The sequence below is a fragment of the Thalassospira sp. A40-3 genome (assembly GCF_015871485.1).
In the GTDB taxonomy this organism is placed as follows: domain Bacteria; phylum Pseudomonadota; class Alphaproteobacteria; order Rhodospirillales; family Thalassospiraceae; genus Thalassospira; species Thalassospira tepidiphila.
Map to the genome: position 1 here is coordinate 2,141,886 of NZ_CP065428.1, position 24,282 is coordinate 2,166,167.

General features: G+C 54.6%; 22 protein-coding genes. 5 read left to right on the forward strand and 17 right to left on the reverse strand.

Annotation, left to right across the window (positions count from 1 at the left end):
• Nucleotides 1-9 precede the first annotated feature (9 nt).
• The 12 genes from IT893_RS09730 to IT893_RS09785 all read right to left on the reverse strand — a co-directional run bounded on the left by IT893_RS09730 (nucleotide 10) and on the right by IT893_RS09785 (nucleotide 14,449).
• Entirely contained in the window at nucleotides 10-768 is a 759-nt protein-coding gene (locus IT893_RS09730) for a polysaccharide deacetylase family protein (protein ID WP_197147597.1), read from the reverse strand.
• Nucleotides 765-1,907: a glycosyltransferase family protein gene (locus tag IT893_RS09735; protein ID WP_197147598.1), complete on the reverse strand. Its 1,143-nt coding sequence runs from the start codon at nucleotides 1,905-1,907 to the stop codon at nucleotides 765-767. Before IT893_RS09735 ends, IT893_RS09730 begins: the two co-directional genes overlap by 4 nt.
• Entirely contained in the window at nucleotides 1,907-2,509 is a 603-nt protein-coding gene (locus IT893_RS09740; protein ID WP_197147599.1) for a histidine phosphatase family protein, read from the reverse strand. The genes IT893_RS09735 and IT893_RS09740 overlap by 1 nt, the downstream gene beginning before the upstream one ends.
• Complete coding sequence (locus IT893_RS09745; RefSeq protein ID WP_197147600.1) at nucleotides 2,506-3,660, reverse strand: glycosyltransferase family 4 protein; 1,155 nt, start codon at nucleotides 3,658-3,660, stop codon at nucleotides 2,506-2,508. Before IT893_RS09745 ends, IT893_RS09740 begins: the two co-directional genes overlap by 4 nt.
• An 11-nt stretch (nucleotides 3,661-3,671) precedes the next feature.
• Complete coding sequence (locus IT893_RS09750) at nucleotides 3,672-4,949, reverse strand: glycosyltransferase family 4 protein (RefSeq protein ID WP_197147601.1); 1,278 nt, start codon at nucleotides 4,947-4,949, stop codon at nucleotides 3,672-3,674.
• Between the two features lie 19 nt (nucleotides 4,950-4,968).
• Nucleotides 4,969-6,171 carry a glycosyltransferase family protein gene (locus tag IT893_RS09755; RefSeq protein WP_063089861.1) on the reverse strand — a complete coding sequence of 401 codons (1,203 nt, stop codon included), beginning with the start codon at nucleotides 6,169-6,171 and terminating at the stop codon, nucleotides 4,969-4,971.
• A 133-nt stretch (nucleotides 6,172-6,304) separates the two neighbouring features.
• A complete protein-coding gene (locus IT893_RS09760) occupies nucleotides 6,305-7,879 on the reverse strand; it encodes an MBL fold metallo-hydrolase (RefSeq protein WP_197147602.1) in 1,575 nt (524 codons plus the stop codon).
• Between the two features lie 85 nt (nucleotides 7,880-7,964).
• Nucleotides 7,965-9,218, reverse strand: coding sequence for a gephyrin-like molybdotransferase Glp (gene glp / locus IT893_RS09765; RefSeq protein WP_197147603.1), 1,254 nt, complete (start codon nucleotides 9,216-9,218; stop codon nucleotides 7,965-7,967).
• Between the two features lie 80 nt (nucleotides 9,219-9,298).
• Nucleotides 9,299-10,987: an ABC transporter permease gene (locus IT893_RS09770; RefSeq protein ID WP_371810700.1), complete on the reverse strand. Its 1,689-nt coding sequence runs from the start codon at nucleotides 10,985-10,987 to the stop codon at nucleotides 9,299-9,301.
• A 154-nt stretch (nucleotides 10,988-11,141) separates the two neighbouring features.
• Nucleotides 11,142-12,167: a Fe(3+) ABC transporter substrate-binding protein gene (locus tag IT893_RS09775; RefSeq protein WP_197147604.1), complete on the reverse strand. Its 1,026-nt coding sequence runs from the start codon at nucleotides 12,165-12,167 to the stop codon at nucleotides 11,142-11,144.
• A gap of 236 nt (nucleotides 12,168-12,403) precedes the next feature.
• Nucleotides 12,404-13,420: a Fe(3+) ABC transporter substrate-binding protein gene (locus tag IT893_RS09780; protein ID WP_197147605.1), complete on the reverse strand. Its 1,017-nt coding sequence runs from the start codon at nucleotides 13,418-13,420 to the stop codon at nucleotides 12,404-12,406.
• A 195-nt stretch (nucleotides 13,421-13,615) separates the two neighbouring features.
• A complete protein-coding gene (locus IT893_RS09785; protein ID WP_197147606.1) occupies nucleotides 13,616-14,449 on the reverse strand; it encodes a 3'-5' exonuclease in 834 nt (277 codons plus the stop codon).
• A gap of 341 nt (nucleotides 14,450-14,790) precedes the next feature.
• On the opposite strand from IT893_RS09785, the gene IT893_RS09790 reads away from it, so the two are divergent.
• Complete coding sequence (locus IT893_RS09790) at nucleotides 14,791-15,822, forward strand: ABC transporter substrate-binding protein (protein WP_197147607.1); 1,032 nt, start codon at nucleotides 14,791-14,793, stop codon at nucleotides 15,820-15,822.
• A 93-nt stretch (nucleotides 15,823-15,915) separates the two neighbouring features.
• Here IT893_RS09790 and IT893_RS09795 read toward each other — a convergent pair whose 3' ends face one another.
• Complete coding sequence (locus tag IT893_RS09795; RefSeq protein WP_197147608.1) at nucleotides 15,916-16,299, reverse strand: thiol-disulfide oxidoreductase DCC family protein; 384 nt, start codon at nucleotides 16,297-16,299, stop codon at nucleotides 15,916-15,918.
• 195 nt (nucleotides 16,300-16,494) lie between these two features.
• On the opposite strand from IT893_RS09795, the gene IT893_RS09800 reads away from it, so the two are divergent.
• Together IT893_RS09800 and IT893_RS09805 are read left to right on the forward strand one after the other, a co-directional pair.
• The gene (locus IT893_RS09800) at nucleotides 16,495-17,358 is read left to right on the forward strand and encodes a proline/glycine betaine ABC transporter permease (RefSeq protein WP_064780883.1); all 864 of its coding nucleotides are present in this window, start codon (nucleotides 16,495-16,497) and stop codon (nucleotides 17,356-17,358) included.
• Nucleotides 17,358-18,383: a glycine betaine/L-proline ABC transporter ATP-binding protein gene (locus IT893_RS09805; protein ID WP_197147609.1), complete on the forward strand. Its 1,026-nt coding sequence runs from the start codon at nucleotides 17,358-17,360 to the stop codon at nucleotides 18,381-18,383. Before IT893_RS09800 ends, IT893_RS09805 begins: the two co-directional genes overlap by 1 nt.
• A 21-nt stretch (nucleotides 18,384-18,404) precedes the next feature.
• Here the strand turns inward: IT893_RS09805 and IT893_RS09810 are convergent, their stop codons facing one another.
• Nucleotides 18,405-18,908: a Mov34/MPN/PAD-1 family protein gene (locus IT893_RS09810; RefSeq protein ID WP_197147610.1), complete on the reverse strand. Its 504-nt coding sequence runs from the start codon at nucleotides 18,906-18,908 to the stop codon at nucleotides 18,405-18,407.
• A gap of 27 nt (nucleotides 18,909-18,935) precedes the next feature.
• Nucleotides 18,936-19,307, reverse strand: a complete 372-nt coding sequence (locus IT893_RS09815) for a hypothetical protein (protein WP_197147611.1) — start codon at nucleotides 19,305-19,307, stop codon at nucleotides 18,936-18,938.
• Nucleotides 19,308-19,531: 224 nt separating this feature from the next.
• Here IT893_RS09815 and IT893_RS09820 point away from each other — a divergent pair, with 224 nt between their 5' ends.
• Both IT893_RS09820 and rpoH read left to right on the forward strand, forming a co-directional pair.
• Nucleotides 19,532-20,503, forward strand: coding sequence for an RluA family pseudouridine synthase (locus tag IT893_RS09820; protein ID WP_197147612.1), 972 nt, complete (start codon nucleotides 19,532-19,534; stop codon nucleotides 20,501-20,503).
• A gap of 119 nt (nucleotides 20,504-20,622) precedes the next feature.
• Nucleotides 20,623-21,489, forward strand: a complete 867-nt coding sequence (gene rpoH, locus IT893_RS09825) for an RNA polymerase sigma factor RpoH (protein WP_197147613.1) — start codon at nucleotides 20,623-20,625, stop codon at nucleotides 21,487-21,489.
• 96 nt (nucleotides 21,490-21,585) lie between these two features.
• Here the strand turns inward: rpoH and IT893_RS09830 are convergent, their stop codons facing one another.
• Together IT893_RS09830 and IT893_RS09835 are read right to left on the reverse strand one after the other, a co-directional pair.
• Nucleotides 21,586-22,071 carry a hypothetical protein gene (locus IT893_RS09830; RefSeq protein WP_197147614.1) on the reverse strand — a complete coding sequence of 162 codons (486 nt, stop codon included), beginning with the start codon at nucleotides 22,069-22,071 and terminating at the stop codon, nucleotides 21,586-21,588.
• Nucleotides 22,072-22,080: 9 nt separating this feature from the next.
• Nucleotides 22,081-24,216 carry a protein kinase family protein gene (locus tag IT893_RS09835; RefSeq protein WP_197147615.1) on the reverse strand — a complete coding sequence of 712 codons (2,136 nt, stop codon included), beginning with the start codon at nucleotides 24,214-24,216 and terminating at the stop codon, nucleotides 22,081-22,083.
• Nucleotides 24,217-24,282: the final 66 nt, after the last annotated feature.

A 24,282-nucleotide genomic window follows, 5' to 3' on the forward strand; every position in this document is an offset into this window, starting at 1 on the left:
GTTTTGGCCTTATTGCCATGGAAATACTCCAGGTATTCTCAACCAGCGCAAGGCTGAATGGTCCATAGAAAACAGATTATCAAGGAACTTCGTGGTGGCCTCGTCATGGACAAGATGATGGGTCAGAATGCCCGTCGGCTCATCCGCGTCGACCTGCCCTGTTCGCCGCGCCGCCAGATGTTCAATCATCGCGCCAAGTGCCGCGTCTTCGCCAACAAAACCGCGTATTCCACGCCAATCAATGACGTCAACATGCGTGTTGACCTGCATGATGCCTTTGTACGGCTCTGCCGCCTTGCGGGCATTGAATGTGCTGATCCCGCAAAAGCCAAGGGAATGCAAAGCCGCCACGACATCTTCGGCCACCCGGTTCCATGGCGGCACCAGGACCGGCAAGAAACGATTGCCAAAACGCGATTGCAGAACCGAAAACCCATGGCGCAGATCGGCAACGACATCGCCAATATCGCGCACGTCATCGAGTTCCTGTTTCTTGCGTCCCTCTGGCATGTGGTTCTGGTGGGACCAGCCATGCTGCAACACACGTGTATCAAGCGTCTCGACAAGACGTTCGACAAGGTCATCCTGCAAAGCCGCCGGAATAACCGCAAGGGCGAGTGGCACTTTATAGTCTTGTTCGAAACGCAGAAGCGTCTCAAGCGCCGGGGTAACAGAAACAGCATCGTCGTCACGCCACCACGCGTTGGCAATCCGGTCTTCCGACTGCCACAGATCAAGCTCTGCGCGTAATTGGTCCCAGCTGCTCATGCCTGCCCTTTGATCTTTTCTGCGATGATTGACGCAGTTCTTTTTGCGCCATCCAGCGCGATTTTAATCCCGCTTGGCTGTCTGGCGTTATCTATTTGTTTTGCTAATGATTGCGCAGACAGGCCATCAAGATCAAGCAGGGAAATAACCCCTTCATTGGCAAGGACTTCTGCACGTTCGGTTTGCTCGCTTTCGCCGCCTTCCGCAAAAGGCACCATGACCGCTGGCGTTCGTGTCGCCAACACATCCATCAGCGTGTTGTATCCGGCCTGTGAAACGGAAACGGCGGCACGCGCCATCCGTTCACGGAAATCGGGCAAGAACCGATGCAGGATCACACCGTCGGGCAACTGGCCGCGCAAAATATCGAACTGATCTGAGGGAAAATGCGGCCCAGAGACAATATCCCAAATAGCGTCGCTATATTTTTGCGAATGCGCGCGGGCAGAAATTGCAAGCCTGATCAGTTCAGCCCCGACGGCACCACCGCCAGCAGAAACGAGAACACCGCTACGATCTGCCTCAACACCATCCGAGACGTCATTGGCAACCTTTGGTGCGACATATCCCGTGTAGGCGATCAGGTCCGATATATCGTCGGCGAACTCAAAGCTGCGATCAAAACCAAACAGTTGCGGATCACCATGCACCAGAACCGCATCAAGATATTTACGCGCGGTATCACGCATCCATCGCGTTTTGCCGATGTCTTTTTTACGCACCAAAAGGTCTCTGACAGAACAAATGATCGGAATGCCTGCCTCAACCGCCGCGTCAAATAGCGGGATCAACTCGAAGCGAAATGCGCGGCGCCCGAATGGGAACATTTCGACCAGAAGCAGTTTCGGCGCGGTTTCCTTAAACGCGGTCAGGAGTTGTCTTTTACGTTCTTCCTGCCAATCGTCCCCCAAGGCGTTCCCTTCCGGATCGACAAGCCCAGAGAAACCAGTATCGGATGTTTTGCACGGGGAAAGCTGAACAACTTCATTGGCCGCGAAATCAAGGCTGTCATCGGGCACACCGCCGCTTACGACCGTGACGCCAAGCCCTTTATCGCGAAGCGCCTGATTGATCAACGCCATACGGCGGACGTGACCAATGCCAAGCAAGTGCTGAACATAAACCATGACGTCACTCATCACGCAGACTCCTGCGCAGGCGCAAGCGGCACATTGAGTGCTTCAACAGAGAGCCCGGCCTCATCAGTATACTGAAACACCTGCAAACAGTGCCAATCGAGTTTGTCTGGAATTTTGCCCATCATGTCCCATCCACGTGCTGCAGCATAGACAGCACGTATCACGCCCTTATGGGTGACCGCACCAAATTCCGGCAGGTCGCAATCCTTTAGAAATGTCGCAACCCGGTTCAAGACATCACGCGGGCTTTCGCCATCATCTGGGAGAAAATCCCATCCACGGTCTTCATTGGCGCGAAGGTCTTCCCCCATCCTTGCACGAAGATCCGACAGTTTTTGGCCCTCCCACGTACCCCAGTCCATTTCAATGAACGCGGGCTCAGTGGCAACGGTTCTGATCCCAAGCGCATCTGCAGTTTCACGTGTCCGGGACAAGGGCGAAGAAAACCACGGAACATTGGCCCACATGGCGGGCAAGCGGTGCTGGCGATACCAAGCAGCTGTCTCGGGCCTGATTGAGATATCTGTCCGTCCCTGAATGCGCTTTTCGGTATTCCAGGCCGTGACACCGTGGCGAAGCAATGCAAAACGGATCTGTTTCATACCAAACCCTGCCCGTTTTGTGACGAAACGTGACCCGGGATGATTTTCTTGAATGTGGTGGATAAAAGATCAGCTGCGGCTTCAAGCGTGTGATGCTGCGCTGCTTTCGATGCGCCAGCGGCACCTATATCGCGCAGTACGGCAATATCCGCCCCAAGGCATTCCGCTAAACGGTCTGAAAAAGCATCGACATCACCAACAGGCACAAGCCACCCGGTCACACCGGATGAAACAATACCCGACACACCGCCAGTATCCCCCGCCAGAACCGGAAGCCCCGCAGACTGGGCCTCAAGCAATGCCATTCCGAAGGCTTCATTGATCGCGGGCCATACGAACAAATCTGACTGCGCGAGAATATCTTTGGTTTGTTCCGGTGTTTTCAGGCCCACTAGTGAAACCTTGTCTTCACCAAGTCCATGTTCTTCAAAAAGGTCCTCGACCTCCTGACGCGCTGGGCCATCACCAATCACTGTCAGGTGCCAGTTATCAACACCATTGCGCCTGAGGCGACCCAGTGCGTCTGCCAAAAGCGCATAGGATTTCAGTTTGTCACCATCGCGCATCATTGCGGTTGTCACCAACCGCACCCATTCTGGATTGATTGCTACCCGCTGTCCGACATGCCATGACGCGACACGTGTAAAGGGCGGCAGGAAGTGCAGACGATCCGGTTGGCAGACCTGTGCAAGGCATTCCATATCGACCCGATTGAGTGAGAAAACTGCATCCGCCTGCCTAATTGTTGTCTCGACTGCCAGATGGCTTTGTCCCCATGGCCCGTTTGCACGCTTTGGGGCAAAGGATGCTTCGGCCACCACATACGGGATACCCAGCGCATCGGCGACAATCGGCCCGATCCAGTCCGGTGCCTTGTAATAAATATGATAGGTAAACCAGATATCCGGTTTGGGACGGAACCCCGATTGGTACTGGCGCACTAAACGGGCAGCAAGTTTGGTACCCAGTTCGGCAAGCCGCGCCTGCTTAAGGACATTGCCATCAGCAACGCGGCTACGAAGGCGGGCAGCAATATCGACCTTCATACCTGCTGACTGAAGGGCTTCACACAGCATGCGGGCAATCAGGCGGTCACCCGACGGAACAGGATGGTCAGTCGGCTTTAGCGGGGCGTAAAAGGCAACCTGCAAGTGCGTGCCTCCTACTCTGCGGCGGGTTGTTCGGCGGGGATTGCAGCCTGTTCGTCGGACTGGGAGTTAACACCGAAACGTTCCGCCAGTTCCTTCATGCCGCGATAGAACGAGAAATCACGACGCACAATCTCATTGCCCTTACGACCCATGGTTTCTCGAAGACGGGGATCAGTGATCAAGGCTTTCAGCGCACTCGCAAGTGCATCCGGATCACGTTCGGGCACAAGTTTGCCGTTTACGCCGTCTTTAATCAGTTCAGGAATGGCCGAAATTGCAGTCGAAACCGCAGCAAGTCCGCAAAGCTGCGCTTCCATCAGAACGTTTGGCAGCCCGTCGCGATCACCATCCTTCTCAATCCGGCTGGCCAGTACGAACAAATCGGACGACTGACATGCCGCGATAACTTCTTTCTGATCACGCGCCCCTTGCCAGTCACAGCGGTCCGCTATGCCGAGCTCCGTTGCAAGTTTTTGATATTTTTCACCATCGCCGCCACCAATATGAACGAACCGCCAATGAAGGTCGGCTGGCAACTTGGCCAAGGCGCGCAGAAGGTCGTCATAGCCCTTCTTGCCCACCAGTCGCCCGACCGACAGGATCCTTACCGGGTTATCGGCATCCGTCCCATCGCGCAGAGGTCTTTCTGGAAGGTCTTCGGGGAAACGCGAAAAATCCAGTCCGTGATAGAGCAGATTAACTTTATCCGGATCCTCAGCAAGTTTACGAAGGTAATCGACATTGGCGCTTGTACAGGTCACCAGCCAATCCATATCGCGCAGCTTTTCGCGCATGTCCCAGTCCTGACTTGTATAGATATCCTTGGCATGCGCCGAACAGGACCACGGCAAACCGCGCATGATCGCGCAATAGCGCGCCACAGATGCCGGGGTATGCAGGAAGTGGGCATAGATGCGGGTCACATCATCGGGCAGCTCGGCGGCCATCACCATGGCCTGGGCAAGTCGTCGCGCGCGATTGGCAGTGCGGTCCCGGCGGTAATCCTGCCACCAGATATTCAGGGCACGACGATATCCCGGCATCTTGCGGGCCTTAAGCCAGCCACGCAAAACCCGCATCGGTTCCTGATAGACATATTCCGGGAGATAATCGACCGCACCTGTAATGCGATCATTGATCGGATGGCGTTTTTTGTCGGTTGGATGGCGCAGCGACACAATCCGATAGGGAATGCCTGCCTGCTGAATACCCAAAATTTCCTGGGCGATAAAGGTCTCCGACAATCGCGGATAACCCTTCACCACGATTGCCAGATTGTCGCGTTCCATCAAATCTATTCCCGATGAATTATTCTGCGGCCATTTGTGGCGGAAGCCAGCGATCAACCAATTCGCCAACGCGATCCAGTCCGCCCATAAGGTTTGGAACAGTCACATGTGACGGTTTTGGCTGATGTATCAGACCACGCAGTGCGTCGGCCATTTCGCGCGGATCGCGACCACCGTCTTCGGTCAGCATTCTGACCAGACCAAGCTTTTCTGCCGCCGCAGCGCGAACATACTGTTCAAGACGCGGCACAGTACGCGGCACGATAACGGCCGGTTTATCAAAGGACAGGATCTCGCAGAAGGTGTTGTAACCGCCCATGCCGATCACGCCGGCCGACTTGTGCATCAACACTTCGACATTGGCATCAAAGGTAATGACCGACAGTTTGTCGATCTTTTCCGCACGCTTCATGAATTCGTTTTGCTGTGTCGGCCCCATAAAGGGTCCGAGAACAACCAGCGACGGCACCGGAATGTCCGGATCGGTTTCATAGGCGCTAATCACCCAATCGACCAGATTGACGCCGTCCCCGCCACCGCCTGTCGTTACCAGATAATACGGTTCTTCAAGACCAAGCGCCCCGTGCTCGGGTGCGGGTCTGCGAGTGGCAGTACGTGGCAGATAGCCGGTATAGGACATCTTTTCTTCAACGCCCGGGGGCAAGTCGATCCCTTCGAGCGGATTACAGATTTCCTTGAGGCCATAGACCCAGATTTCGTCATAGAGATTTGCCAAGGCCGGAACGCATTGCTTGCGGTCCCATTCTTCGCGCAGGTTCACGGGATCATCCATCACATCGCGCAAGCCCATCACCAAACGGGTGCGACGATGGCGCAACATCTGCAAGGTAGACTCGACCTCGCCGCGCAAGCCAAGCGGTTCTTTATCAACGATAAAGATATCCGGGTTAAACACATCGGCTGTATGCTGGATAATCGATTCTCGCATCGCCAGAATCTGGTCGACATCGATATTAAGGTTAAGCGAAGTATATTCGCCATTCGACAGCTTGATCACGCCCGGAATGCGGACAAAGTCCACGCGCGAGCGGAATTCAAAGCTGCCGATAATCGGCGAGCCTGACAAAATCAGTACAGATACATCATCGCGATGCGATACCAGGGCATGCGCAATCGTACGGCAACGGCGCAAATGCCCAAGCCCAAAGGTATCATGGCTGTATATCAGAACCCGATATCCGGAATTCCCTACGATTGACATATCCCCGCCCGTATGCGTAGTGATCTCAGTTCCCCGCACAACCCATAAACAGGGTGACAGGTTCTTTGTTTATGGCAAGTAAATCCGTGAAGTCGGGGTTTGCGCCCTTCTTTCAGCTCCTGGACAATTGCTCTCATACTGAACCGATATCGCGCAAGACTTTTTCGAGCATCTCTTTTCTTTCTTCCGCGGTTTCAAGCGAACGAAGTTTTTCCGAAAGCGCAGTTACTGTACCTGCATAAAGATTATGCCAGTCATCGCGCGAGAGTTCTTCACCCGAAAGACGTGCCTGCGGAATAGCCGGTTGGCCTTTGCCCTTCTTGAGGGTGACCGTATCATCAAGCATCGGCATGGAAATCTGCTTTTCCTCGATGCCGTGCGCCATCAGAACTTCGCGGAATGCCGCACGTGCGCCTTCTTCACCGTGGGTGAGGAAAATCTGACGCGCGACTGGCAAGCGGTTCTTGGTCCATTGCAAAAGCATGTCCTGATCGGCGTGGCCGGAATAAACGTCCAACGTCCGAATACGGGCACGCACTTCGATTTCATCGCCGTGGATCCGCACATGTTTTGCCCCGCCCTGCAAAACACGCCCGAAAGAGCCCGCCGCCTGAAAACCGACCAGAAGCACAGTGCAATTAGGCCGCCACAGGTTGTTCTTCAGATGATAGCGAATGCGACCGGCATCGCACATGCCACTTGCGGAAATAATGATCGCACCGCTGGTGACCTGTGCGAGCTGCTTACTGGCCTGAACATCCGGCACCATATGGAACTTCGGATGCGACAGCGCCTGTGCGTCGCCGCGCTTCAGGTGTTTGGCAAATACATCGGTCGCACGTTGCGCCAAGGGGCTATCGACAAAGACATTTGCCGGTGGCAACTGGCCGCGGTTGAAAAGATGCGCAAGATCAACAAGCAACTCTTGCGTTCTGGCAACGGCAAAACTCGGAATAACCAGATTGCCGCCATTGCCCAGCGCATCCTGAACTTCCTTGCGCAGCATCTCGCGGCGTTCTTCGTCGGTCATCACCGGACGGTTACGATCGCCATAGGTGGTTTCGACAAACAGATAGTCGACCCCCGTCGGGGCCTCGGGCGCTTCGTTGAATACGGCCTCGCCGGTTCCAACATCACCCGAGAACAGCAATCTTGTCGGTTTACCGTCTTTGTCGCCGTTCTCAATCTCCACCTCGATCGACGCGGAACCAAGAAGATGCCCCGCATCCCAGAATCGCGCCCGCACGCCGTCGATCACCGGCAACCATTCGTGATAGTCGACAGTCTTGAGCTGCGAAAGCGTATTTTCCGCGTCTTCACGGGTGTAGATCGGGGTGACTTCCGGACGACCGCGCCGCGCATTGCGACGGTTCAGACGTTCGACTTCGCTTTCCTGAATGTATCCCGAGTCCGGCAACATATAGGTCAGAAGATCACAGGTCGGCTCCGTCGCATAAATCGGCCCGCCAAACCCGGCCTTGACCAGCTTGGGCACCAGGCCGGTATGGTCAATATGCGCATGCGTCAGCAACACAGCCGAAATCCGGTCCGCCTCAAACGGGAACTTGCCATAGTTCAATTCACGGACGGTTTTGCTGCCCTGGAACATACCGCAATCGACAAGAAAATTGCCCTGATCGGTCTGCAAAAAATAGCAAGACCCGGTCACCCCACCAGCAGCACCACAAAACGTCACCGATATCGTCATTCTATTCACTTTCGCGGATTGGAAACGATCCAACAGTCCGGCAAACCATGTTCGTTTGCAATGATGTGGATCATTTTTGATGAAGTCACTGCAGGCCTTGCAGCGGCAAATAAAGAACCTGATCTCCCTTGGAGACCTGTCCGCAATTTTCCGGCAGTTCAATCAGACCTTCGGCCCAGACCATTGATGACAGCATCCCTGAACTGGTCGAAGAAAAAGCAATCGTTTCGAATTCGCCGTCATCATTCTGCACCAGACGCGCACGCAACCATTCCCTGCGTCCGGTGCCACGCCTGAAATCAAACCCGGCACGGACCGGGATACGTGTTGGCGCCAATTTGGAATGATCCGCGCCCATCGCATGGCGCAGCAATGGCAAAACATAGAGCAACCCTGAGACCAGGACTGATACCGGGTTCCCCGGAAGCCCGATCACCAGACAATCACCGATCTTGCCGCGCATCAAAGGCTTGCCGGGCTTGATCGCAAGCTTCCAGGCGGTGATTTCACCAAGGCTGTCGACCACCGGTTTCAGAAGATCGGCCTTGCCGACCGAAACACCGCCAGATGTCATGATCACGTCATGCGACTTTGCCGCGCTCGACAACGCGTTTTGCAACACATCAAAATTATCAGTCAGCAATCCAAGGTCTGTGACCTCGCAACCTATGGACCGCAACATCCCGATCATTGCAAACCGGTTGGAATCATAAATGCCCCCCGGCGGCAACGGATCACCGGGCTTGGCCAGTTCATCTCCGGTGGAGAAGACAGCAACTTTAAGGGGCCGCGCAACCGACAAGCTGCCAAATCCCTGCCCGGCCGCAATCGCAATATCCTGTGGGCGCAGGATTGTGCCTGCCTTCAAAACTGTATCACCGGTTTTGATGTCTTCACCCAGCCAGCGGATATTTTGATGCAAACTTGTGCGTGCGATCACGTCGGCATCAATTTCAATGATGGTTTCATCGGCATTGGCTTTGACATTTTCCTGAATGATCACGCAATCCGCGCCATCGGGGATCGCTGCCCCCGTCGCAATACGGATCGCGCATCCCATTGGCAGGGTTCCGTCATAAGGGTGGCCAGCCAACGATGCACCAACGACCGAAACCGGGCCGTCTATTGCGGCCAGATCGGCATGACGCAGGGCGTAGCCATCCATTGCCGAGTTATCTACCGACGGCACAGAAATCCGCGCAATGACGTCCTTGCGCAAAATCGCACCGTAGCAATCACTGATCGGGCGTTCTTCGGATGGCGTCATCACCGGCACTTCGGCAAAGGCAATGTCGAGCGCATTGGAAAGTGTTGTCAGTCCCGGTTTGATTGTTTGCATTCCGAAAGTTTCCTGCCGCCCTTGATCTTGTTTTGTATTCCCATCCGCAATCAGGATAGCCCGATCATCGGCGGGACGCATCAGGATTGTCCGCTATGCCCCGGACGGGATTTTGAAATTGCACGGCTCAGCATAATCACCGGCACCACACCGACAAGCACAATGGTTAGCGCCCCAAGGGCAGCATGTTCAATCATTTCATCCTTGGCGAACTGATAGACATGGGTGGCCAGTGTATCAAAATTGAACGGACGCAAAATAAGCGTTGCTGGCAGTTCCTTCATGCCATCGACAAAGACCAGCACCGATGCCGCCAAAATGCCACCACGCACCATCGGGAAGTGAATGCGTTTTAGCGTTCCCCAAGGGCTTTCGCCCAAGGTGCGCGCCGCATCATCCATGCTTGGCCGAACCTTGCCAAGGGCAGCTTCGATCGAGCCATAGGATACCGCCATGAACCGCACTGCATAGGCAAAGACCAACGCGAATACCGTCCCGCTTAGCAGCAACCCGGTCGATATGCCGAAGGTATCGCGCATCACCGCGTCCAACGCGTTGTCAAACCGTGCAAACGGGATCAAAACACCGATGGCCAGAACCGCGCCCGGCACGGCATAGCCGACCGATGAAAGACGGACACAGAATTTCAAAAGCGGTTGCGGGAACAGGCGCAGCGCATAGGCCATGAATATCGCGCAGCCAACGGCAACAAGTGTCGCAAGCCCGGATACCAAAAGGCTGTTACCGGCAATTTCAAAGAAATCCGCCGTCCAGCTTTGATCAAAATAGCCAATGGAATAATAAATCAGCACCAGCGACGGCACGACAAAGCCCAGCACAATCGGCAGGATACAAACCGCCAACGCCCCGGCCTTGGCAAGCGGGCTCAGTTCATAGCCCGGGAGTTCCTGAAAACGGCTGGTGGTGTCATGGAAACGCTGGCGGCGACGTGAATAGCGCTCAATCACCATCAATGCGATCACAACAGCCAGCATGGTCAGGGCAATCTGGGCAGCACCACCGGCATTTCCCATACCAAGCCAGACATTAAAAATACCGGCCGTCAGGGTATGCACGGCAAAGAAATCAATCGTGCCAAAGTCATTGAGCGTTTCCATCAACGCAATCACAACGCCAACAACAATTGCCGGTCGCGCCAACGGCAACGCGACCGTAAGAAACGAACTCCAGGCACTCCGTCCCAGAATACGGGCGGCTTCAATCGCGCAGATCGATTGCGACAGGAAGGCTGCACGTGCGAGCATGTAAACATAAGGATACAGCGTCAGGCTAAGCACAATGATCGCACCGCCCTTGGTGCGAATATCGGGGAACCAGTAATCAGCCGCCGATTGCCAGCCAAACATATCGCGCAGCATCCCCTGCACCGGCCCGGCATATTCCAGAAGATCGGTATAGACATAGGCCACGATATAAGCCGGGACCGCCATGGGCAGCAGCATCGCCCATTCAAAGAAACGCTTGCCCGGAAGTCGGCACATGGTCACAACCCACGCCGAGGCAACCCCGATCAAGGTCACCCCGATGCCAACGCCCAGCATCAGAATGCCGGTGTTTTTAAGGTACCTTGGCAACATGGTTGAAGCCAGATGCGGCCAGATATTCTCGGTCGGGAACAACGCAATCCACGCCACGGCTACAATCGGTGCTGCCACCATCGCCGCAACGATAAACGCCCCGATCAACCAGACAGCCGACTGACCACGCGGCAACCAACGCATTGCCGTGCGCCCGGATGGTGCACGCATCGGGTCAAAGGTCTCCGTCACGGCGGCGGGCCGGATATCCTCTTCCTCTGGCGTCTGGCAAGCGTTGTTCAAGGCTGTTTCCGTTTCCTGCGTCGCGGATCATGCCACCCTGTGCGGGTTGGCCGGTCTTGATACCTTGGGATGGGCGTGCGGTCTACTCGTTAAAGCCGACTTCATCAATCAGACGGATCGCCGCCCCACGATTGGCCGCAACCGTATTGAGCGGCAAATCATCATGAACGAACGTGCCCCAGGCCCGAACCCTTTCGGACCAGGCGACCCCCGGTTTGACCGGATATTCGAAATTGATATCGGCATACATGTGCTGGGCTTCGGCACTTGAAAGGAATTCCACCAGCTTGATGGCGTTTTCCTTGTTCGGCGCATATTTCATCAGCGCCACACCGGAAATATTCACATGCGTGCCGCGATCCCCCTGATTGGGGAAGACGATGCGCACCTGCTTGGCGGCATCGGCCTTGTTCGGATCATCCAGCATCTTGCCGTAATAGTATGAATTGCCGATCGCCACATCACAGACGCCCTGTGACACCGCCTCGATCTGGTCGGTATCCCCGCCTTGCGGCTTGCGCGCCAGATTGTCCTTAACCGCACTCAGCCAGGTTTTGGTCTCTTCTTCGCCATGGTGGGCAATCATCGAGGCGATCAGGGCAATGTTATAAACATGCATGGCCGAACGCACACAAATGCGCCCCTTCCATTTCGGATCAGCAAGCTCTTCATAGGTGGTGATGGCGTCCGGCTCCACCCGATCAAGCGAGGTATAAAGCACGCGTGCACGCGTGGTCATCCCGACCCAAAGCTTTTCTTCATCGCGGAACTGATCGGGGATATTGGCGTCCAGAACGGCACTTTCGATCGGCTGGGCGATGTCGGCATCGACTGCATCCTGAATGCGGCCGACATCAACGGTCAACAGCAGATCGGCCGGGGTATTGCGCCCTTCGTGCTTGATGCGCTCCACCAGTCCACTTTGCGAGAAAAGCGTATTGACGCGAATTCCTGTTTCCTCGGTGAAGCGTTTGAACATCGGTTCGATCAGAAAGGGCTGTCGAAGCGAATAGACATTAACTTCCTCTGCGGCATGGGCGGTGGGGAACATGGACAACCCCATCGCGGAAACAACAAGACCAAGAACGGTTTTGCGCAGAGAAATCATAAATGCCTCGTTTGGATCAGCTGCAGGTCGCACAGCAATTAGGAATGATTTGTATTTGCTGTGGCCGAAATTAAAGGGCCCGCCCCGCCTTTTGCAAGCAAGAAAACCACATAAGAGCCATACCCGAAGTCACGAATGCGCGACCGCATCCGGCCGGCGATGGCGTACCCAAACTGAAAAAAGGGGTGGCATTACACCACCCCTTTCAAAAAGCTCATCAAACTCAGTCGGTTTGACTATTCGTTATAACCGATCTCATCGACCATCTTGATCGCATCCGGGCTCAGGCGGGCAATCTCGGCCAGCGATACTTCATCGGCCTTGAAAGTGCCCCAGGACTTCACATTTTCGGCCCACTCGACGCCCGGTTTGACCGGATATTCGTAATTGACCTCAGCATAGATGCCCTGCGCAACATCACCGGCCAGGAATTCCATCAGCTTGATGGCGTTTTCGCGGTTCGGCGCATCGGCAATCAGGCTCATGCCCGAAATGTTCATCGACATGCCACGACCATCCTGATTCGGGAAGACAAGGTTCACGGCCTCGGCCCAAGGACGCTGTTCTTCATTGTCGAGCATCTTGCCGTAGTAATAGGTGTTGCCGATCGAAAGATCGCAAACGCCTTCCTTGATCGCCTTGACCTGTGCGCGGTCATTGCCCTGCGGCTTGCGCGCCAGATTATTCTTAAGACCCTGCAACCATTCCTTGGCTTTTTCCTCGCCATGAACGGCGATCATCGAGGCAAACAGCGCAACGTTATAAACATGCGTGCCGGAACGGGTGCAGATGCGCCCTTCCCATTTCGGGTCGGCAAGGTCTTCGTAAGACGTGATCTCGCCTTCTGCCACGCGCTCCTTGGAGGCATAGATCGCGCGACCACGCTGGGTCAGGGCAAACCAATGGCCTTCCGGATCGCGCAGATGGGCCGGGATATTGGAGGCCAAGGTATCGTTTGAAACCGCTTCGGTCACACCGGCGTCAACGGCCTGCTGGATACGACTGATATCGACGGTCATCAGGATATCGGCCGGGCTGTTCGCGCCTTCCTGCTTGATACGTTCAACCAAACCTTTTTCAGCAAAGATCACATTGACGTCGATGCCGGTTTCAGCGGTGAACTTTTCAAAAAGCGGTTCGACCAGAAATTCCTGACGCAGGGAATAGACATTAACTTCCTGTGCCATCGCGGTTGTCGCAGCCATCGCTGTTGCGCCGAATACCGCACCACCGACGAGTTTCTTGATATCCATTTGAACGATCCCTGTTGAATTTGACCCTGTTGGATTTGGGTACACGTTGAAACGTACTGACGTTGCAACTCACTTGCATATTCAATGCAATTAAGATCAACTCGCATTTAATTCAACACAAATTTGCTAGACAGGGTGTCAAAATGTGACGGACTTCACTTCTGATGTCATGCTTGGGCTCAACGTTGGGCCATATCAAAGCACATTAAACGACCCGCCACTCGATTGCTTCCAGGCATCGAGGAATTCCTGATAGGCGGGAATGTCGCCTGCCCGTTCTTCAAGCCAGCCCACGGTCAGATTGATCGCATGGTTATAGCCATCATGATCGGTCATCCCGGTATGAAGCGCATGGCGCAGATACAGCAAATAGGTATTCAGAACATCCGTCTCGCAATAGCGGCGAATGCCATCAATCTCGCCATTGTCAAACATGTCTGAAACCTTGCTGCCATCCACCCCGGTCTTGCCCGGCAGATCAAGGGCGGCACAGACCTCGTTCATCTTGGTGCGGGCCGAAGCCCCATAATCCGAAAGAACTTCGGCCAGATCACAATGCCAATGCGGCGCATAGCGTGCCGTATAGTTTTCCCACTTGTTTGACGCCTGATGCAGCCAGCGGGCCGACACCCCGTGCTTCATCGCGCGGTATTTCAAAACCGGCAGATCAAACCCGCGCCCATTGAAACTGACCAAGCGCGGATACAGCTTGCCGCAATAGGCAAAGAAGCCATTCACAAGGTCTTTTTCCTCGGATGCGAGCTCCCCGCCCGATCGCAGTTCTTCGATCTCATACATTTCAAGATCGCCGTCGCGCTGAATGGTCGCGCGCAGAAAACTGATCGCCACCACCTTGTGAAACGGCTGACGCGGGAAGCCATTACGCCCATTGGTGATTTCAAGATGATAGTCTTCCAGCATCTTGCGCCCGGTTTCCGGATCGGGTGCGGTTTCACCGGTCAATTGCGGCAAAACATCAATATCGGGCACGGTTTCGATATCAAAGACGAACAGGCTGGAATGCATCATGGCGGCCCTCAATTCAAAATGCCCGGTAATGTGTTTTGCCCAACATAACGACAAAGCCAGACAAATTAAACCAATCCCCGCGACAACCGTAAATCACACCACCTGACATCTCCTGCCATCTCTGTCAGGAGCATTGTGCAATGATTTCAACATCACGTCGACGTGACATCTCATACCGGGGGTTGCGCGCATTTGACAGCCAAGTCTAGAATTGCAGCACCTGTATCAGGGGCACGGTCATATTCAAGTCGGGACCAGAGGGATTCCCGACGATTGCGGACATCCCGCACCGACCATGCATTTGATGCGATTCCGGACCGCAACCACGAAGGGACAGAAGGATGAAAACCCTGCCTACCGGAGCCGCAATGCTTTTGGCCGCTGGCCTTGCATTTACTTCTCATTCAAGCGCAAACGCGCAAGATGCCACATGCGAGATTGATCGACCGGTGATGTTTGCCGGTCTCAATTACGACAGTGCGCTTTTCCATAACGCTGTTGCCCGCTTCATCATTGAAAAGGGCTATGGCTGTCAGACTGATGCCCTGCCCGGCGATGTCATCCCGCTTTTGACAGGCGCCGGCAAAGGGGACGTTGATATCGTCATGGAAATCTGGCGCGACAACGTTGCCGAAGCCTGGACCAAGGCCGAAGAAGCCGGCAATGTCAGCCAGATCGGGGTGAACTTCGATGACGCCGTCGAAGGCTGGTTCGTACCAAGCTATGTCATCGAAGGCGATGCCGAACGCGGCATTGAACCGATGGCGCCGGACCTGAAATCAGTCGATGATCTGGCGAAATACACCGAACTGTTCGAAGACCCGGAAGAACCCGGCAAGGGGCGTTTTTATAACTGCCCGTCGGGCTGGGTCTGTGAAAAGGTCAATTCGGCCAAGCTTGGTGCCTATGACCTTGATGACAGCTTCACCAACTTCCGCCCGGGCACCGGTGCGGCCCTTTCGGCTGCCATCGCATCGGCGCATAAACGCGGTAAACCGGCCCTTTATTACTATTGGGGTCCAACCTGGGTGATGGGTCTTTATGACAGCACGCGTCTTGAAGAACCGGCTTATGACAAGTCGATCTTTGATGCGCTGAAAACAGAAGAAAACCCGACCAAGGCAACCGCCTACCCGCAAAGCACAATCACGATTGGTGTGAACAACGACTTCAAAGCCGCTGCACCAACCCTGATCACCTTCCTGACCAACTACGAAACCAGCAACGCGCTGGTCTCGGAAATGCTGGCCTACATGCAGGAAAATGACGAAAAGCCCGATGGGGCAGCGATGCATTTCCTGAAATCCAAGCCGGACGTCTGGAAAGCTTGGGTGCCAGCGGATGTTGCAGCACGTGTTGAAAGCGCGATGTAAGTAACACCACCAATAAATCACTCGAATACCCCACAGGAGAAATCCTGTGGGGTGTTTTGTTTAGCAAGAAAAATACGACGATAATTGAATAAACTAGGTCGGCCGGGATCCATCCTCAAAAGCCGCCAACTGGCAGTGTGTAAGGCGCTTGAAGCGCCATGCGGCCCATAGGCGATAAACAAGATTTGCGATCTGCCGAATAACAGGCAGAGCAATAACCGCTGCCAAAACACGCCATCTGTCTAGCTGACGCCAGATCAAAATGAACGCATCAGCACCTGCATGCCATCGCCCATCTGAATCTAGGGCACGCATTTGCTTTAGCCCTTCGACAAGTGAGATGCCGTGCTTTTCAAGATCGCCTGCGTGTTCCGTGACGTCGCGCCATTCGAAAACGCCTTTTGGTGCGATATTGCGGTAGTAATTGATTTCGCGCGAACACAAACCGCATTTTCCATCAAAGAACACAGTGATCATCGCAACCTCTCAGGAAAACAATATTGTCTATGATTTACGGCTTTGGCTGGCCTCTGGATTATCAATCACATTAACAGGCTACCAAAAGAAGTCAGGAGATGTCAGTCATAGTTCGATTTACTGTCGCGCGGTCCACGTGATCTTGTTAGGCTCTTACGCTCATTGATTTTTTGAGCAGATCGGGCCAATTGCGCCATGTTTCCAGAACAGTTGAATGTGCCTTTGGGCAAGTGGGTCAATCAGTTTGTTGATTGGCTGGTGGTCAATTACGGCGCGGCGTTTGAGGCCTTTGCCGACAGTTTGCTGACCGTTCTGGTGGCACTCGAGCAGGTCTTGCGTGGTGCACCCTGGTGGGTGGTCTTGATCGCCATTGCCGCGATCACCTGGCATGCCAGCAAGAACTGGAAGCTGGTTGTCGGGCTGGTCATCGCCATGTTTGCCATTGGCATGCTGGGTCTTTGGGACAAGGCAATGCAAACCCTTGCCCTGATGATTGTCGCGACATCGCTATCGGTTCTGATTGGCATTCCGGTCGGCATTGCCATGGCAATGTCCAATCGTTTGCGGGCCGTCATGTTGCCGATCCTTGATACCATGCAGACCATGCCGAGTTTCGTCTATCTGATCCCTGCCCTGATGTTGTTTGGATTGGGCAAGGTTCCGGCCATTCTGGCGACGGTGATCTATGCCGCCCCGCCCGTCATGCGCCTGACCGATCTTGGTATCCGGCTTGTTGATCAGGAAGTGCTTGAAGCGTCGCGATCCTTTGGCGCCAGCCGCAAGCAGATCCTGTTTGGTGTGCAGTTGCCGCTCGCACTTCCCAACATCATGGCCGGGATCAACCAGACGACGATGATGTCAATTTCGATGGTCGTCATTGCCTCGATGATTGGCGCACGCGGATTGGGGGAACAGGTCCTGATGGGTATTCAGCGTCTGGACGTTGGTGCGGGGATGGAAGCCGGGGTTGCGATTGTGCTTCTGGCCGTGGTGTTTGACCGGATCGGTCAGGCCTATGGCAAGCGATCACAACGATCGCACGATGCGGAGGACGCGTGATGAGTTACATCGAGATCCGCAATATTTTCAAAATCTTCGGGCCTGATCCGCAATCCGCACTTGAACTGGTAAAGGGCGGTGCAGACAAGGATGAAATCCTTGCCAAAACCGGTCATACGGTTGGTCTTCACGATGTCTCCCTGTCGATTGAACAAGGGGAAACCTTCGTCGTCATGGGCTTGTCTGGATCGGGGAAATCAACGCTTATTCGCCATCTTAATCGCCTGATTGATCCGACAGCGGGCGAAGTATCATTTGGTGGCGAAGATATCCTTGCGATGGATATTCCGACCCTGAATGCCTTTCGCCGCAAGCGGCTTGGCATGGTGTTTCAGCGCTTTGGCCTGCTTCCCCATCGCAACGTGATGGATAACGTTGCCTATGGGCTCGAAATCCAGGGTACTGCGCGCAAGGAACGCGAAGCCGCCGCATCTAAATGGATCGAACGTGTGGGTCTGGCGGGGTATGAGGCCAAATATCCTGATCAACTATCGGGCGGCATGCAGCAACGTGTCGGCCTTGCCCGGGCACTTGCCACCGATCCGGAAGTCTTGCTGATGGATGAGGCTTTCTCCGCCCTTGATCCATTGATACGGTCTGACATGCAGGATGAGCTGATGAAGCTTCAGGCGGAGCTTCACAAGACCATCGTGTTCATTACCCATGATCTGGACGAGGCGCTTAAGATCGGCGACCGGATCGCGATCCTGAAAGACGGCAAGCTTGTGCAGGCCGGACGGCCGGAAGAGATCGTGCTTAAGCCCGCAGATGACTATGTCCAGGCCTTTACGCGCGATGTGAACAGATCACGCGTCTTGCGCGCAAAGTCGATTATGGAGCCGATCACGTCTGGAGAAAGCCAAGCGGTAAATGAAGACTGGCCGAGCATTGCGGCAAATGCACGTCTTGCCGATATCCTGCCTGTTGCGCTTGCCAATGGCACGTCAATGACGGTGCGTGATGCCAAAGACACTGCGATTGGGACACTGTCGCCAAAGCAGATTGTCGAAGCACTGGAAGGGTAAACCAAGGCGCATTACCAAACCTTAGCCACCAATAATCTGGCAGCGCCGGAAATAGCGCAGTTCAGATTGCTCTGCCGCGTCGGCGGTTGATTGGTGAATGATGCGATAAAGGCCGCTGTCGCCTGCACGATTATGTTCGGTGGCAATGATCAGCCACAAAAAACCATTTTCATCAGCGCGTGCGCGATCTGTCGGCGATGGCAGGGCCTTGCCATTGGGATGGGAATGAAAACATCCCACAACGCGCTCCCGCTTTTGCCGCGCAGTACGATGCGCATCAATCAGGGTTTGCGGATCAATTTCAAACGTGGTTAGCGGATCTTCCGCGACGTTGCGCGCAAACACAACACGATCGATCCGGTTCGGGGTATCGATGGCCGCAATCAGAAGTCCACAGGCTTCCTCCGGCCATCTAACAGCGGCAAAATCGCGTATTTCTTCATGCAGGGCTTTGCCAAGCGCGATGTGGGTCTGATCATCGCCACCTGACGAGTTGTTGTTTGCGATCCCCTGCCCGTTTGCCATCGCTGCACACGCCCTTGTGGTTTCAGACTACTGCGCGTCCTGTTGTAAAAGGATACGGCCAAGGACCTTCTTTTCGCTTAAGGAAACGATAACAAGACGTGCTCTATCCCCGTTCCGACCTTCGATATGGAGCGTTGCCTGCGCACCATCGACAGAATAGCCAACAAGACGTTCACCTTCTTCAAGGTCGATAACGACATCACCGAACGTGCCAAGAGCACCTTGCGCGGCCGCATTATCGCCACCTGCAAATGGCACGGACGGCGTCACCGTTGGTGCATTTTGCTCGACACTTGTGTCTGGGGCGTTCTTTTCAAGCGACAGGCCATAGACGACAAGTCCGATACCCACCACGATCAGAATGCCCATGAACGCGACCAGAGCCTTAACTACACGCATCGTATTTCCAACTGACAAAGTTTGATGAAACCTGCATGCTCGCTACACGCGCGATCATACGTACCCTGTTTCAAGGCCATAGCGACAAGCACGATCAATTGCAAGGCAACAACGCCAAATGAAGCAACTTGTCGCAATTCGTTGCAATCGCCGGACAAAGCGCTAAAAGCGGCGAACACATGCATCATTACAGTCACCCAATCAAACCATGCCAATAGCAAACGATGTCTGAAAACCTGACCTATACTGCGACTAACCAGGACGAAGGTGCCCGCCTTGATAAGGTGTTGGCGACCGCCTGGCCCAATCAGTCGCGTTCGCGGATCAAGGCCTTGATCGAAGACGGTCAGCTTTGCGTCAATGGCACGCCTGCAGCCAAGATGTCCGCCAAGGTCAAGGCTGGTGATGTTTTTGATCTGAGCGTGCCCGAACCGGAAATGGCCGAACCGACACCAGAAAACATCAAACTTGATGTGCTTTTTGAAGATGAAGACCTGCTGGTGATCAACAAGCCCGCCGGCATGGTTGTTCATCCCGCAGCCGGCAATGAAAGCGGAACGCTTGTTAATGCGCTCCTGGCCCACTGCGGGGACAGTCTTTCGGGTATTGGCGGGGTTAAACGCCCGGGGATCGTGCACAGGCTGGACAAGGACACCAGCGGCGCAATGGTGGTCGCCAAGAACGATGCCGCCCATCGCGCCCTTTCAAACCTGTTTGCCGAGGACAAGGAAAACATTGAGCGCGCCTACCTTGCGGTCGTGTGGGGCGTTCCCCGCCCCCGTTCCGGTGATATCGAAGGCAATATTGGCCGCAGCCCGCGCAATCGGAAAAAGATGGCGGTGGTCAAAAAAGGGGGGAAATATGCCCTCACACACTACAAGACTCTGCAAACTCGCGACGACTCGTTGGCGTCCCTTGTTGAATGCCGCCTTGCAACCGGACGGACGCATCAAATTCGTGTTCATATGAACCATATCGGGCACGCACTTGTATGTGATCCGGTTTACAGCCGAAACAGACCAGCTGGCAAACTCAACCTAGAAGCGCAACAGATTTTGAACGCATTCAACAAACAGGCGCTGCATGCCCGAACGTTAGGATTTCTGCACCCTCGCACAGGTGCCTATATATCCACAGAGGCACCTATACCAGGTGACCTTTTGGCGCTGATAAAGGCCCTGGAACTATACCTTTGAATAGTTGATACTAGCCTTACTGTCTAATTTTCCATTGACGGTTTCTAATACTCCCGTATAAGCTCTTAAAAAGTGCAAGGGGTAAGATGCACTTTTAGAAAGCAATACGGGAGGCTTTGATGAAGCAAGGAAACGCTCTTCCAACTATCTCTCAAGATGGTCTCACGGTATACCTTCAACGTATACGCCGCTACCCGATGCTTACCCCGGAACAGGAGACGACCTATGCCTGTAATTTCCGGGACAAGGATTGCGATAAATCTGCTGAAAAACTGATTACCAGCCACTTGCGCCTGGTCGCCAAGATCGCGATGAGTTACCGCGGTTATGGCCTGCCGATCAATGAACTCATTTCCGAGGGCAATGTCGGCCTGCTGCAGTCGGTAAAACGCTTCGACCCGGATAAGGGCTTCCGCCTTGCGACATATGCAATGTGGTGGATCCGCGCCGCCATCCAGGAATACATCCTGCATTCATGGTCGCTTGTGAAAATGGGCACGACTGCCGCACAGAAAAAGCTGTTCTTCAACCTGCGCAAACTCAAAAGCCAGATGCAGGCAATCGATGAAGGCGACCTTCAACCTGAACAGGTCGAGCTGATCGCGACCAAACTCAATGTGTCCGAAGATGACGTTGTGATGATGAACCGCCGCCTGGCCGGTCCGGATCACTCACTGAATGCGCCGGTCCGTATTGAGGGTGACGGTGAATGGGTCGACTGGATCGAAAGCGATGACGAAGACCAGGAAACCCTTTATGGCAAGCGTGAAGAATTCCTGCAGCGCATGAGCATGCTCAAAAACGCGATGTCGCATCTCAATGATCGTGAACGCGATATTCTGACGCAGCGCCGCCTGCTTGAAAGCCCGGTCACGCTTGAAAACCTGAGCCTTGCCTATGGCATCTCGCGCGAACGCATCCGTCAGATCGAAGTACGCGCCTTTGAAAAGGTCCGCAAATCGATCCATACGGACCAGCCTCACTAATACTGCCTGCTTTGCGTCCCTTCTGAAACAACTTGCGGCGGACATTGTCCGCCGCTTTCTTTTTGCATGGTCTTTTTTAATCAGTTCACGCAGTGATCAGTTCCCGGACCGATCCACTTCCTTGATCAGACTATCGCCCCAGGTTTTGATAAGTCCGCGCTGCTTCTTGCGCAGTTCACTGACACGACGCTGGGCTGCCAGGTTCAGGACATTGGCAACAATTGGCGGCATGGCGAGGTATAGAAGCCAACCAAGGCCCGCTGCCCCATACATGATCGACAGCGCCAAGGGCTGGAAAACGGCCTGTGTTGCCCCGCCAACCGTTTGCGATGGCTGCATCCAGACTTCCAGAATATAGGGCGCGACCCCTGAAAAGTTCAGCCCAAAGACACACCGCGCCATCGTCCTGCCCGCACTGCGATCAAAGATAAAGGCCACAAGCGATGGCAACAGCCCGACCGTCAACGTGATAAATGTGGGAAGTGCGACCATGAACAGCAGCACGGCGGATGCAATAACCGACAAGCCGGAAAATGCGCTGCGACCGCCCTTTCTTGTGCCTGCTCGTTTACCCTTTGCCATGGCGATCCCTTAAAAGATATGCATCAAGAACAGAGCGGACACTGTCAGGAGTGCGATCATGGTAGACGCGAAAGCAGCCGCCTGTTGCCCGACCTTTTCGGCCAGCTCCATACGGGCCGGCCCTGAAGATTCAAGATCAAACACTTCGCTTTCCGCTTCGGAATATTCCGCAACGGCCTCGACAAACTCTGACTGGTCCTTGCGACGTTCCTGTTCGTCATTGATCAGGTTATACAGTTCGACAAGATTGCCGCGTTTGGCCAGTTTGGGAATCTCGGTCTCGACCCGTTCACGACGTGCCTTGCTATGGAATACCTTGATCGCCGGTTCCATCAAACGCGCAACCCAATGCGACAGGTTCTGCAAATTGTCCGGCCCATGGCGCCATTGCACAATCGCCAGCATGCTGATGATTGCGCGACTATATTCGACCTCGTCTGACGGGTTTTGCATCGCCAACAACTGCCCTTCGACATCGTCCTCAAGGCGGGCGGCAATGAAGGCAGCGATATGACGATCCACCGGCCAGCTTTCTTCGGATGCGGTTTCGGCTGCCTTTTCAAGGGCTGGCAGTAGATCTGCGATCTCGACGACATATTCCTCTTCGACCAGCGGGCTCAGGCAATGCTGGTTGCGAACGGTCGCATAGAGGCAGCGCTCATATCCGTAACCGGCACTTTGCTGCTGAATGTAATAGCGCAGGTTCTTGTATAGCTGCTGTTGCCTCTGGACCTCGGGGCTGTATCCCATCTGACGGCCAAACCAGAAAGATGGAATATCGCGCACGATCACGTCGGCAAAACGTTGGGGCCCCTTCCCATGTTGGACATCATAGGACAGCATGAAACCAAGCCCGTCGACCATCGACGAAAAGCCCTTGAACCGGATCGGGCCTGCCGGATCCAGAATCAGGATGGACCGCGCAACCAACACGTCCTCTGCCGACCGTTTATCCGTCCCGGCCCACTGCAGTTGTCGCATGGCATCCGATAGCGCCTTGGCGCGATCATTATCGCCAAGGCCACGCCGCAACCAGACTTCGACCGTGCTGTCACGCAACGGGCCAAGCGCGGTTACCCAATTCTTGGCGATCCCCTGCGCCAATGAGCGCACGGTATAATAATCCCGACCTGCCAGGTTTTGAGACCGCGCTGCCCGCTTTTCAGTATTGGCCTGAACCGGCTTGGTGCGTCTTCCGTCCAGCCAGGCGTTCAACTCGGCAAAGCCCCAGCGTTCTTCAGGGTCATCACACAACAGGCCACGAACAGGTTCAATCAGAACAAGCGGCAGCTTTTCGTGTGATGCGATTGCCTGAAACGACCCTTTGGCAAGTTTAAGCTCGATAATTTCCTGGTCATTCAGCTTTTTGAGTGGCTGGCGACCGATGCCAAGCTCGGCCAAAGTCATGCCAAGTGCATAGAAATCGTCGGTCGCATTGCCTGAACCACGACCGGCAGGATCAGCACTCATACGTGCCGTGGTCTCATAAACAGCTGGCTGATCATAACCGGGCGGGCCACTGGCACAATCGCCAAGCACGACCTTTTCACGCATGGGATCGGCAAAGAACAGGTTATCGGCGCGAATATTGCGGTGTGCCAGCCCTTTCTCGCTGAATGCCTGCATGGCATTCATCAACGGCTCGACCACAACCGTGGCGATATCATGCTCATCGATGGCGAGTTTCTTGTGTTCGCGCGCGACGACCTTTCCGCCTGCCGGTTTTTCATAGAAAAGCACCATCGTCTTGCGACCAATTGGCGGCCAGTAGGCGGTTTCATAATCGATAAGGTCAATCTGACCGGCCATATGCATACCGGCCAGGAAGGTCAGATGGTCATGGCGTGTCGGAAGAACCGGATCGGTTACCAGCGCAAAGGCGCTGCCCTCTTCCCTTCGGAGATTGTCAGCCGAATAGGCCTTGCAATGGCCCATATCGAATTCGGGCATCCGCAAATCCAGAAAGACGCGAAAATTGCCGATCTCGACACTTTTGCCGCCTGCATTGATCGCGACACCATCACGTTCTGGGGATTCTTCGGGTTCCTCAGGCGCAGGTGCACCGCCGCACGGTGCATCCATCACCGGCCCTGTCGCAGCACCATTCGAAACGTCCTGTTCCTGATCTTCTGCTTGCTCTGCCATGGTCCCGATATTTCTTTACAGGTTATCATTCCCTCAGTGACGCACTTACTTGGGCCAAAAGTCTTC